Below are 12271 nucleotides of genomic sequence, written 5' to 3' on the forward strand. Positions count from 1 at the left end.
GTGCCGGTGCATCGACCGGAAGGAGAGGGGCGGGCGCCGGGTGCGGCTCAGCCCGCGTACGGATCGGGCACGGTGCCGGGGCGGGCCAGGAAGGCGAAGTCGCAGCCGGTGTCGGCCTGGGTGATCTGCTCGGCGTAGAGCGCGCCGTAGCCGCGCTCGTACCGCTCGGGCGGCGGGGTCCAGGCGGCGCGGCGCTCCGCCAGCTCCTCGTCCGACACCTCCAGGCGCAGGGTGCGCGCGGCGACGTCGAGGGTGATGAGATCGCCGCTGCGGACGAGGGCGAGCGGCCCGCCCACGTAGGACTCGGGGGCGATGTGCAGCACGCAGGCGCCGTAACTGGTACCGCTCATCCGGGCGTCGGAGATCCGCACCATGTCCCGCACGCCCTGCTTCAGGAGGTGGTCGGGGATCGGCAGCATGCCGTACTCGGGCATGCCGGGGCCGCCCTTGGGCCCGGCGTTGCGCAGTACGAGCACATGGTCGGCGGTGATGCCGAGCGCCGGGTCGTTGATGGTGCGCTGCATCGCCTTGTAGTCGTCGAAGACGACGGCGGGTCCGGTGTGCCGGAGCAGGTGCGGTTCGGCGGCGATGTGCTTGATGACCGCGCCGTCGGGGCAGAGGTTGCCGCGCAGCACCGCGACGCCGCCCTCGGCGGCCACCGGGTTCGCCCGGGTGCGGATGACGTCGTCGTTGTGGACCAGGGCGCCGGCCAGCTGCTCCCGCAGCGTGGGGTGGGCGACGGTGGGCCGGTCCAGGTGGAGCAGGTCGGTGATCCGGGAGAGGAAGCCGGGCAGCCCGCCGGCGAAGTGGAAGTCCTCCATGAGGTACGGGCCGCCGCCGGGGCGGACGTTGGCCAGCACCGGCACCTTGCGGGCGATCCGGTCGAAGTCGTCCAGGGTCAGCCGTACCCCGGCGCGGCCGGCCATCGCGATGAGGTGGATCACGGCGTTGGTCGAACCGCCGAGGCCGAGGACGGTGGTGACGGCGTCCTCGAAGGCCTCCGCGGTCAGCAGGTGCGTCAGCCGCACGTCCCGGCGGACGAGGTCGACGATGCGGATGCCGGAGGCCGCGGCCATCCGGTCGTGCCCGGAGTCGACGGCGGGGATGCTCGACGCGCCCGGCACCGTCACGCCCAGGGCCTCGGCCGCGGCGGTCAGGGTGGAGGCGGTGCCCATCGTCATGCAGTGGCCCGGCGAGCGGGCCAGCCCGCTCTCCAGTTCGGCCAGCTCGCAGTCGCCGATGAGGCCCGCGCGCCGGTCGTCCCAGTACTTCCACATGTCCGTGCCGGAGCCGAGGGTCTCGCCGCGCCAGTGCCCCGGCAGCATCGGCCCGGCGGGCACGAAGACCGTCGGCAGGTCGACGCTGGCGGCGCCCATCAGCAGCGCCGGCGTGGACTTGTCACAGCCGCCGAGCAGCACCGCGCCGTCCACCGGATAGGAGCGCAGCAGCTCCTCGGTCTCCATCGCGAGCATGTTGCGGTAGAGCATCGGCGTCGGCTTCTGGAAGGTCTCGCTCAGCGTGGCGACCGGGAATTCCAGCGGGAAGCCGCCGGCCTGCCACACCCCGCGCTTGACGGCCTGCGCGCGGTCGCGGAGGTGCTGGTGGCAGGGGTTGATGTCGGACCAGGTGTTGAGGATCGCGACGACCGGCTTGCCGAGGTGTTCCTCGGGCAGGTAGCCGAGCTGCCGGGTGCGGGCGCGGTGGCTGAAGGAGCGCAGGCCCGATGAGATGCCGCTGCCGTACCACTGGTGGCTGCGGTACTCCTCCGGGCGTCTCACACCGACCACCCGGCGGCGAGCGCCGCGACCTCGGCGCGCTGCTCCTCCGGCAGTGGTTTGCTCGGCGGCCGGACGTCGCGGCGGCACAGTCCGAGCGAGGCCAGCGCCTCCTTGACCACCGTCACGTTGTTGGCGGAGCCGTTCGCGCCGCGCAGCTCCTCGAAGCGGCGGATCTGCTCCCAGACCTTCATGGCGGCCGGGTAGTCGCCCGCCCGGAGCGCGTGGAGCATGTGCAGCGACACCGCGGGGGCGACGTTCACCAGACCGGAGGTGAAGCCGGTGGCCCCGACCGAGAAGTACGCGGGGGCGTAGGTCTCGGCGAGGCCCGCGATCCACACGAAACGTTCGAGGCCGGCGTCCCGCGCGAAGGCGGCGAAGTGTGCCGCGTCCGGGACGGCGTACTTCACGCCGATGACGTTGGGGCAGGCGTCGGCGAGTTCGGCGAGGCGTAAGCCGCTCAGTGCCGGATTGCGCAGGTAGGGGACGACGCCGACCTCGGGTACGGCCTCGGCGATCGCGCGGTGGTAGTCGACCCAGCCGCCCTCCGAGACGTAGGGGTGGACCGGCTGGTGCACCATCACCAGCTGCGCGCCGACGTCGCGGGCGTGCCGTGCGGCGGCCACCGCGGTCGGCACGTCGTGGCCGATGCCGACCAGGACGGTGGCCCGGCCGCCGGCCTCCTCGACGGTCAGCTCGGTGACGGCGCGCCGCTCGTCCGGGGTGAGGGCATAGAACTCGCCGGTGTTGCCGTTCGGGGTCAGGGTGCGGATGCCGCCGTCGAGCAGGCGGCGCAGCAGGGTGCGGTGGGCTTCGGTGTCGAGGGCGCCGTCCGCGGTGAACGGGGTGACCGGGATGGCCACCACATCGGCGAGTGCCGCCCGGTGGGTCTCGTACGCGGCCGCTGTCATCTCTGCGTCCCTCCTCCGGTGGGGGCCTCGTCCGTCGCGGGGAAGGCCCGCTCGACGAAGGAGGCGATGTGGGTGTGGACCGCGCGGGCCGCGCCGTCGGCGTCGCCGGCCGTGGCCAGCCGGAGGATCTCCTCGTGCTCGGCGGCCTCCCGCTCCCAGGACGGCACGGCCGCCCAGGCGACGGTGGACACCAGGGCCGCCTGGTCGCGGACCTCGTCGAGCATGCGGGTCAGCAGCGGGTTGCCGCAGGGCAGGTACAGCGCGCGGTGGAAGTCGCGGTTGGCGAGCGACCGGTCGGCGGGGTCGGCGGCCTCGGCCGCGCGGGTCAGCGCCGTGCGGGCGTCCTCCACGGAGGCGGCGCTGCGCACGGTGCGGCGGACCGCCTCCGGCTCCAGCAGCAGGCGTACGTCGTAGACCTCGCGGGCCATGGTCGCGTCGACCGTGCGGACGGTGACGCCCTTGTACTGGCTCATGACGACGAGTCCGGTGCCGGCCAGGGTCTTCAGCGCCTCGCGCACCGGGGTCTTGGAGACCCCGTACTGGGCGGCGAGTTCGGTCTCCACGAGCGACTGCCCGGGGCTCAACTGCCCGGTGAGGATGCGGTGTTTGACCGCCTCCAGCACGTACTGCGTGCGGGAGGGGATCGGGGCGGGGGCGAAAGTCATGGGCGGCCGCTCTCAGTTCTCATATCTCGCGCATCACGTCTCATATATGACGTATGAAGTACGACGCGATGAAGCTAGAGCGACCCGGAGGGTTCGTCAACGCTTCTGACAGAGAACGCGGAAAGAGCGGCCGCCCGGCGGCCTACCGGCCCTGGAACAGGGTCAGTTGTACGAGATGTCGGACGCCGAGTAGCGGCAGTAGGTGCCGTCCGGGCCGCTGCCCGTCTCGACCGGCTCCTTGCCGGTGTTGTTGCCGGTGTAGCGCACGCACGGCTTGATCTTCTTGCTGCTGTCGCCGTGGATGCGGATGCTCCTCAGCGTCGCGGTGTCGCCGTAGTTGGTGTTGATGCCGACCAGGGCCTTGCCCGGCGCGGTCACGTCGACGTCGCTGACGCTGATGGTGCGCTTGTACTGGGTCGAGCAGTTGCCGCAGCTGCGCACCAGCTTGCCGAAGTCGGCGACCTGGAAGCCGCTGATGTTCAGCTTGCCGGCGCCGTTGAACTGGAAGACCTTGTCGTCGGCCTTCTTCGCGCCGCCGCCGGTGACGGTGTACGTCGCGCCGGAGGAGGTGCCCTTGAAGGTGGCGGCGTCCTCGCCGACGTCCTCCCACCACACGTTCTGCAGGGTGCAGCTGCCCGAGCAGTGGATGCCGTCGGCGGCCGGCGAGCCGATGACGACGTTCTTGAGTACCGCCCCGTCCTTCAGCTTGAAGATCGGATCCTGGCCCTCGTCCTGGCCGTCGCCGCCGAGATCACCGCTGCCGTAGAACCGCTTGAGGCCGCCGTCGTAGGTGCCGGACACCTCGATGGTCTTGCTGACCGCCTGGCTGCCGCCGGGCGTCGGCCAGCCGGCGGCGTTCGCCGTACCGGTCAGCGACGTGGCGAGGAGGGCGGCGCCGGTCAGCCCGGCCGCGGTGATCCCGCCGAACACCGCCTTGCGGCGGGCGAGCGTCCTGCGGTGGCGGCCGGCGGGCCGCCGTGCTGCTGATGTCATGTCCGATGCCCTTCGATGGGGGGTGCATTCGGTGGGACCGAGACCCACGCCGTGCTGTCGCCACCGGAGGCGGAAGGGTTGCCGGGGCCCGAAAAAATCTCTCCTCAGCCGCGTCGGGGCGCGAAGTCGCCACGCACCGCCGCCCGTTCGTCGCCGTACCGCACGGTGACCGCGTAGTCGTCGGCGCCGGCGTCCCGGCCACCGCGCGCGTGGTCGTACTGGCCCGCGAAGACATGCCGGCCCGCGGGCACCGTACGGCCGTCCTTCAACGTCCAGCGGTAGACCAGGAAGTCACCCTCGGCGCGTGCGGTGGAGGTGAAGTCGGTCTCGGGCAGCGTGCGCCAGGCCCCGGTCGGCCGCACCCCCGCGGTCCGCGCGATGCGCAGCTCGACGGTCAGCGCGGTGAGCGGCTCCGCCGTCTGCAGGGTCACGTTGCTCTGGGCCCAGTAGTCGTTGCTGTGCGGGTCGACGGAGCCGTCGCTCCACAGCGGGCCGTCCTCGGTGCGGGTGCCGTGCGGCGCACCACCGGGCGATGCGGAGGCGCGGGGCGCGGGCGGTGCGCTGTGCGCGGGCGGTGCGGCACGCTCGGGTCCGGCATCGCGGTCCTGGTCGTGCAGTACCGCGGCCACGCCGTAGCCTCCGGCCGCCAGGACCCCGGCGACGGCCGCGGTGGCGGTCACGATGCGCAGCCAGGGCGCCGCGCGTCGGGAGCGTCCCGGCACCGGCCGCTCGGTGGGAGTCATGCCGCGCTCGACCCGGGCCAGCATGCGTGCGCGGTCCGGGCGGTGGGCCGCCGCGGCCTGCCGCAGCTGGCGGCGCACCTCGTCCATCACGTCCTCCTGCCGACGAGTTCCCCCGCGGCGCGGGCACCCAGCAGCCGTTCCAGCTGCGCCATCCCCTTGGAGGTCTGGCTCTTCACCGTACCCACCGAGATGCCGAGCGCGAGCGCGGTCTCCCGTTCGGACAGGTCGAAGGCGTGCCGCAGCACGACACAGGCCCGCTTGCGGAACGGCAGGGTGCGCAGCGCCTGTTGCACGTCGACGACGGCGGGCACGTCCGGCGCGTCGGCGTGCTCGGAGCACTGCGCCCAGAACAGCGCGATGCGGCGGCGTTCCCTTATGGCGCTGCGGATGTGGCTGCGGGCCAGGTTGGCGACGACGCCCCGGGCGTACGCGGCGGGGTGGTCGGCGGCGCGGACCCGGTCCCAGCGGTGCCACAGGGCGACCAGCGCATCGGCCGCCAGGTCGTCGGCGCCTTCGGTGTCACCGGTCAACAGCCTGGCCAGCCGGCCGAGTTCGGCGTAGTGGGCTTCGAAGAACGCGCGGAACTCCGTGGCGGCGTCGACGGGAGCGGCCACCGCTCCGTCCACGAACCCGTTCACCCACCCACCCCCTCGTTCGGCATTTCGACCGCTCCTCGACATGGCGAACACAGGCTAGGGGTGGGCCGTTCATCGAGCAACCGCCCGGAAGGCCCGCTCCGGTTCGGCGGACGGCGGCGATGACGGCAAGGACGGCAACCCTTCCGGGCGCGGCGCCCACCGGAGCACACGGGAGCCCTCCCGTACCCCACTCGCCCCGCACGCCAGGAGGAAACGTGCAGCATCCCCACCTCCCCCGCCCCCGGCGGAGACGACCCCACGACCGCCGGCGCGTCCTGATCACCGCCGTGCTGGCCGGCGCGCTCGCCGCGGCCGGGCTCGCCGCGCTGCCGGACACCGCGTCCGCCGCGCCCGTCCGGCAGGCCGAGCAGCTCGACCGCGGCGTGGTCAGCGTCCACACCGGCGGCGGCAACCTGGTCAGCTGGCGCTGGCTCGGCACCGACCCGGACGACGTGTCCTTCAACGTCTACCGGGCCGGCACCAAGGTCAACTCCACCCCCGTCACGCGGTCGACGAACTACTTCCATGCGAGCGCCCCCGAACAGGCCGACTACACGGTCCGCGCGGTCGTGAACGGCGTCGAGCAGGGCGACTCGGTGCACGCCGTGCAGTTCCGCGCCGGCTACAAGGACGTGCCGATCGCTCCCCCGGCGGGCGGCACCACCCCGGACGGGGTGGCGTACACCTACGAGGCCAACGACGCGTCGGTGGCCGACCTCGACGGCGACGGCGCGCTGGACTTCGTACTGAAGTGGCAGCCCACCAACGCCAAGGACAACTCGCAGTCCGGCTACACCGGCAACACGATCGTGGACGGCATCAGGCTCGACGGCACCCGGCTCTGGCGCGTCGACCTGGGCCGCAACATCCGCTCCGGGGCGCACTACACGCAGTTCCAGGCGTACGACTACGACGGTGACGGCCGGGCGGAGGTCGCCATGAAGACCGCCGACGGGACGGTCGACGGACAGGGCAAGGTGATCGGCAGCGCCTCCGCCGACCACCGCAACGGCAGCGGTTACGTGCTGTCCGGGCCCGAGTACCTGACCATGTTCGACGGCCGCACGGGGGCCGCGCTGGGCACCACCGACCATGTGCCCGCACGCGGCAACGTGGCCTCCTGGGGCGACAGCTACGGCAACCGCGTGGACCGCTTCCTCGCCGGCACCGCCTATCTGGACGGCGCCCGGCCCTCCCTGATCATGGCGCGCGGCTACTACACCCGCAGCGTGATCGCCGCCTGGGACTGGCGCAACGGCGCCTTCACCCGGCGCTGGACCTTCGACACCGACTCCACCACCAACAAGGGCAAGGGCTACGACGGCCAGGGCTCGCACAGCCTCTCCGTCGGTGACGTGGACGGCGACGGCAAGGACGAGATCGTCTACGGAGCGATGGCCGTGGACGACAACGGCAACGGATTGTGGACCACGAAGACCGGGCACGGCGACGCCCAGCACCTCGGCGACCTGGACCCGGGCACGGCGGGCCTGGAGTACTTCAAGGTCTCCGAGTCCACCGGGCAGCCCGCCGAGCTCTACATCGACCCGAGGACCGGCTCGGTGCGCTGGAAGCTCGCCGCCTGCTGCGACAACGGGCGCGGCGTCGCCGGGGACATCTGGGCCGGCAACGACGGGGCCGAGGTGTGGTCCGCCGCCGACACGCAGATCCGCGACGAGGCCGGCGCCACCAAGGGCCGCGAGCCGTCCTCGGCGAACTTCCTCAGCTGGTGGGACGGGGACACCACGCGCGAACTGCTGGACGGCACGCACATCGACAAGTACGGCACCGGCGGTGACACCCGCCTGCTGACCGGCGCGTCGGTGTCCTCGAACAACGGCACCAAGGCGACCCCGGTGCTCTCCGGAGACATCCTCGGCGACTGGCGCGAGGAGGTCGTCTGGCGCACCTCGGACAACCGCAACCTGCGGATCTACTCGACGCCGCACGAGACCGACACCAGGATCACCACACTGCTGCACGACACCATGTACCGCACCGGCCTGGCCTGGCAGAACTCCGGCTACAACCAGCCGCCGCACCCGAGCTTCTTCCTCGGCGCCGGCATGGCGACGCCGCCCCGGCCGCGAATCACCACTCCGTAAACACATCCGACGCACCGTCAGCCCAGCCGGATGACGTGCCACGACAGCGGCTCCAGGGTGGCGCGCAGGGTGCCGCCCTGGAGCACCGTCCCCGCCACCTCGTGCGGCAGGACCCGGTCCGGCGCGTCGAGGGTGTTGCGGGCCTCCGGGTCCGCGTCGGCCAGCGCGCTGTGCCCGGCGACCCGCGTCACGTCCAGCCCGTGCAGCGCCACTTCCAGCGACAGCGCGACGTCCTGGCTGCGGTTGACCGCGAAGACGGTGACCGCGCCGGACCCCGGATCCCGTACCGCGGTGGCGTGCAGCAGCGGCACCTCGCCGTACTTCGCCGTGTCGTACGTGGGCGAGTCCACCCGGACGTCCAGCACCTGCCCGCGGCCGTACCGCGAGGCCTGCGCGAAGGGGAAGAACGTGGTCTGCCGCCAGGCCGGGCCGCCCGGCTCGGTCAGGATCGGCGCGATGACGTTGACCAGCTGAGCGAGGCAGGCGACGGCCACCCGGTCGGCGTGGCGCAGCAGCGCGATCAGCAGCGAACCGACGACGACGGCGTCGGTGACGCTGTAGTGGTCCTCCAGCAGCCGCGGCGCCTCGGCGACGCCCCGGGTGCCGAGGTTCAGCGCCATCATCGGCTCCGCCTGCGGGCCCAGCTTCCTGAGGAAGCCGGCGTACTCGGAGAGGCCGAAGCGGTGGGTCTCGGTCGACCGCCAGGCGAGGTCCAGGCGACGGGGCCGTTGCGCGACGGGTCCGACGGAGTCCTCCCACTTGTAGCCGGACACGAAGTTTCCGCCCGGGTAGCGGATCACGGTGACGCCCAGCTCGCGGATCAGGTCCAGTACGTCGGTGCGCAGTCCGGCCTCGTCGGCGGCGGGATGGTCCGGTTCGAAGATGCCGGTGTAGACGCAGCGGCCGAGGTGCTCGACGAACGCACCGAAGAGGCGCGGGCCGGACTCGCCGACGGTGAAGGCGGGGTCGAGGGTGAAGGCGGGGTCGAGGGTGAAGCGGGCCGTGTGCGTCATCGGGGCTCCCCCAGCAGTGCCAGATTCTCGATGGCGGCGAGGCCGTAGAGCGCGGTGTCGTTGGTGGAAACCCAGGGGGCCTCGGCACCGGGGACGAGGGCGTCCGGCCCGGACACCTTCTCCGTCTTCCACGGGGCGGTCTCCGGGTAGCCGTCGGAGCGCAGGAACTTGTCCCACGCGCGCTGCGCGAGCTTCTTGTCGCCCGTCCGGTGGGCCGCGTACGCGTCGAGCCGCGAGTGGCCCTGGAAGAGGATCAGGGAGCCGAAGTCGGCGCCGTAGCGGGCCTTCTGCTCCGCCTTGGTGGCGTTGAAGTAGCGGCAGTAGTCGAGGTACGCCGCCTCGAACCTCTCGTTGTCGACCAGGTCGATGAGCTCCGCGCACAGCTCGTTGAGGCCGAAGACCGCCGACAGGTGCGACACGCTCACGACCGGCTTGCCGGCCACCGCGAACCTCCCCGTGTCCAGGTCGTACAGCCCACTGCCCTGGACGAAGCCGTTGGGTTGGGCGGCGATGGTCTCCATGGTGGACAGCACCCGCGCCCTGGCCTTCTCCCACTTGGGGCCGCGCCGCTCCCACTCGGTCAGCCACGCGGAGACCAGCCCGGACCAGTCGGTGCCGAAGCCGATGGACAGGGCGTGCCGGTCGGGCTTGTAGTCGGGGTCGGGGCGGACCTTGCGCTGCGGGTCGAGGACGAGGAACGTCTCGTCGGAGTCGACGTTGGCGTGCATCAGGTCGCCGACCCGCTCGTCGGCGGTGAGGAAGTAGTAGAAGCGGCGGTAGGTGGTGTTCGCGATGCGCTGCTGCTTGGCGCTGTCGGCGTAGTGCTGGACGCCGTGCCGGGTGCCGAGCCCGGCCCACTTCCCGAGGTGGTAGACGTCGACCTCGCCGGTGTGGCGGGTCATGGCCTCGGCGAAGCGGAAGATGTCGGCGCGACCGGAGCGCAGGTAGGCGTACCAGAGCCAGAGGTCGGGCGAGAGTTCGGAGTTGTCCCAGGCGTACCCGCCGACGTCGTAGCGCCACTGGTGGCGGGTGGTGTCATAGGAGTGCATCACGTCGCCGTAGTCCCAGAAGCCGTACCAGCGCCGCTGCTCGACCTGGCCCCGGTAGTAGGTGAAGAGGAAGTCGAGGTGGTCTTCGATCTTCGCCTTGGCGGAGGTGGAGCGGTCCGGTTCGGCGTAGAGACCGGGTCCGAAAACACTGGCGGTGATGAACTGGCGCGGCGGCGCCGTGAGTTGGGGCGGCGTGCGGACGGCCTCAACCTGGCGCGCGAGGGCCTCGGCGGCTGGGGTGCTGTCGTGCGCCCAGAAGAAGAGCTCGCTGGTGCGGGCGATGCCGTACGGGGTACCGAACTCCGGCTCGTAGTCCTCGTAGGTGATCTCCAGGCCTTCGAGCTGCTTCGCGTACGTGTCCTGACCCATGCCGTCGTGGTAGAAGCGCAGGTCCATGGGCGGGGCCTCGGGCGACCAGAGCCAGAGGGTGACCTCGGCCTCGTCCGTCTGCGCCCCGCGGATGTCCAGCCCCGCCGGGTGCTTCTCCCAGAAGTCGCGGAGCCCGAAGGCGAGTCCGCCGCTCGCGCCGCCCACGTAGCCGAAGCCGGAGGCGCGGTGTCCGCCGCCGGCCGCGATCCAGCCGTGGCCCTTCTTGGTGCGCTTGCGCACGGTGAAGCCGTCGGCGGAGAGCTGGGAGAGGGTGTAGTCGCCCCACTCGGGAATGAGGTGCAGACGGCTGGTCACCCGCTGGTCCCAGGTGGCCGGGTCGGGCAGCTTCTGCCCTTCGAACTGGGCGGCCCGCACCGCGGCGCCCGGGTCCCGGCGGAGCCCGGTGATGCCCTTGACCGCCTCGCGCAGCAGGCCGGTGCCGTCGCCGCCGATGCGGAGGTGCCGGTCGTACGCCGCGTCCCGCATCGGCACGGTGAAGCGCACGCCGAGCCCGCGGATGAAGTCGCCGCTCGCCCTGCCCGGCTCCTGCTTCCCGTCGTAGGTGATCGTGTGGACCATGCGGAAGGACTCGGCACCGGCGTAAAAGTACAGCCGGACGGAGAACGGCAGCCAGGAGCGGCCACCCCGGCGGTGTTTCCCGTCGATGCGGACCACCGCCCGGACCGGGCCGTCCTGCTCGACCTGCACCTCGCCGATGGCGCTCTCGAAGCGCTCGTACTTCTCGGTCCCCTGGTCACCGTCCTCGATCTCGCCCTGCCGCAGCAGGACGAGACGGCCGTCCTTGGCGATCTCGGTGGTGCCCCGGCGGACGGACTTCACGAGGATGGCGCCGCTCGTGCCGATCCGTGCGGTGATGACGCCCGTATCGACCTCGACGGTGCCGCCCCCGCGGTCGACGGTGACCTTCTTCGCGGGGGCCGCGGGGGCACCGGCCTCAAGGGTGTACTTCTCGGCGGCGGACTGCGGGCCGACAGCGTGCGCGGTCCACTTCAAGGAGCCGTCGGGCCAGTAGGCGAGCGGCCACGTCTGCACGGGCACGGCCTTGCCGCCGCCGTCGGTGAGCGTGAACTCCTGGCCGGCCTCGTACGCGCCCTTGGGCCAGGGCACGCCCACGGTCGAGCCCGGCGCCGCGCCGAGCCCGCCGTCCTCCAGCCAGGTCAGCTCGACGGGGCCGCCGGCGGCGCGTCTGCCGGGCCCGTCGGCGGCGACCGCCGAGGCGCTGCCCAGGGACCAGCTGAAATGGGCCGCAGCCCCGACGGCCGCGGCCGCCTTCAGGAGGGATCTGCGGGGCATCGGAGACATGGTCGTTCCCTTCGGTTCGCTACTCGTCAGCAGTTGCGGTCCCCGGCGTCCGGCGCCGGCAGGCCCTACGGCGCGCCCGCGCGCCGCCCGTACCGCTCCTCCACCGCGACCGCCCCCGCCGCCACGGCCCCCAGGACGGGCACCGCCAGCGGCAGCACCGCCCAAGCGGACACCGCGACCATCACCACCCCGCCCACCAGCAGGAACGACCCGGCCGGGTCGAGGACCGTGCGCCGCCCGGCCGCGGCCAGCAGCGCCCGCCAGGACGCGCCCGGCTCCCACACCGCAGCCGCCCGCAGCCCCGCCACCACGGCCCCGCACAACGCCAGGACACCGGCCGCGCCGACCACCGGCCCGCCGGGCAGCCCGTTGCGTACCGCCGACAGGTCCAGCCGGATCAGCCCGCAGGCCACCCAGCCACCGACGCCGACGAGCCAGCCGCGCCGGGCCGCCGCGCGCACGTCGGCGGCGAACTGCCGGAAACCGGCGGGCCGGTGGCTCAGGTGACGCCGCAGATGCCGGGCGCCGGCCGCGAACGCCGCCGGGTACGTGACCAGTGGCAGCGCCGCCAACGCGATCCACACGCCGGTCAGCAGCGCCTCCGCGAAGAGCGCGAAGCGCTCCTGGAACCGGGACTCCCCCATGGCCCTGCGACGCGCCGCCCGGGACCCGTTCACCGTGGTCATG

10 protein-coding genes are annotated in these 12271 nt (G+C 72.5%); 1 reads left to right on the plus strand and 9 read right to left on the minus strand.

Annotated features, from left to right (window positions below):
- Positions 1-47 precede the first annotated feature (47 nt).
- The 6 genes from araD to IF20_RS03735 all read right to left on the minus strand — a co-directional run bounded on the left by araD (position 48) and on the right by IF20_RS03735 (position 5725).
- A complete protein-coding gene (araD, locus tag IF20_RS03710; protein ID WP_052863401.1) occupies positions 48-1787 on the minus strand; it encodes an L-arabinonate dehydratase in 1740 nt (579 codons plus the stop codon).
- Positions 1775-2686 carry a dihydrodipicolinate synthase family protein gene (locus IF20_RS03715; protein WP_052863402.1) on the minus strand — a complete coding sequence of 304 codons (912 nt, stop codon included), beginning with the start codon at positions 2684-2686 and terminating at the stop codon, positions 1775-1777. Before IF20_RS03715 ends, araD begins: the two co-directional genes overlap by 13 nt.
- A complete protein-coding gene (locus IF20_RS03720) occupies positions 2683-3351 on the minus strand; it encodes a GntR family transcriptional regulator (protein WP_052863403.1) in 669 nt (222 codons plus the stop codon). The genes IF20_RS03715 and IF20_RS03720 overlap by 4 nt, the downstream gene beginning before the upstream one ends.
- A 162-nt stretch (positions 3352-3513) precedes the next feature.
- Positions 3514-4344 carry a pectate lyase gene (locus IF20_RS03725; RefSeq protein WP_052863404.1) on the minus strand — a complete coding sequence of 277 codons (831 nt, stop codon included), beginning with the start codon at positions 4342-4344 and terminating at the stop codon, positions 3514-3516.
- 104 nt (positions 4345-4448) lie between these two features.
- Positions 4449-5174, minus strand: a complete 726-nt coding sequence (locus IF20_RS03730) for a hypothetical protein (protein WP_052863405.1) — start codon at positions 5172-5174, stop codon at positions 4449-4451.
- A complete protein-coding gene (locus IF20_RS03735; protein WP_407702436.1) occupies positions 5174-5725 on the minus strand; it encodes a SigE family RNA polymerase sigma factor in 552 nt (183 codons plus the stop codon). The genes IF20_RS03730 and IF20_RS03735 overlap by 1 nt, the downstream gene beginning before the upstream one ends.
- A 215-nt stretch (positions 5726-5940) precedes the next feature.
- Between IF20_RS03735 and IF20_RS03740 the strand changes: the two genes are divergently transcribed.
- On the plus strand, positions 5941-7830 hold the full coding sequence (locus IF20_RS03740; RefSeq protein WP_052863406.1) for a rhamnogalacturonan lyase: 1890 nt from the start codon (positions 5941-5943) through the stop codon (positions 7828-7830).
- Positions 7831-7847: 17 nt separating this feature from the next.
- Here the strand turns inward: IF20_RS03740 and IF20_RS03745 are convergent, their stop codons facing one another.
- The 3 genes from IF20_RS03745 to IF20_RS03755 form a co-directional block, all read right to left on the minus strand.
- Entirely contained in the window at positions 7848-8843 is a 996-nt protein-coding gene (locus IF20_RS03745) for an alpha-L-arabinofuranosidase C-terminal domain-containing protein (protein WP_052863407.1), read from the minus strand.
- Positions 8840-11584, minus strand: a complete 2745-nt coding sequence (locus IF20_RS03750) for an exo-rhamnogalacturonan lyase family protein (RefSeq protein ID WP_052863408.1) — start codon at positions 11582-11584, stop codon at positions 8840-8842. The genes IF20_RS03745 and IF20_RS03750 overlap by 4 nt, the downstream gene beginning before the upstream one ends.
- Positions 11585-11649: 65 nt before the next feature.
- The gene (locus IF20_RS03755; protein ID WP_052863409.1) at positions 11650-12270 is read right to left on the minus strand and encodes a hypothetical protein; all 621 of its coding nucleotides are present in this window, start codon (positions 12268-12270) and stop codon (positions 11650-11652) included.
- Position 12271 lies beyond the last annotated feature (1 nt).

It is taken from the genome of Streptomyces niger, assembly GCF_000718305.1.
In the GTDB taxonomy this organism is placed as follows: domain Bacteria; phylum Actinomycetota; class Actinomycetes; order Streptomycetales; family Streptomycetaceae; genus Streptomyces; species Streptomyces niger.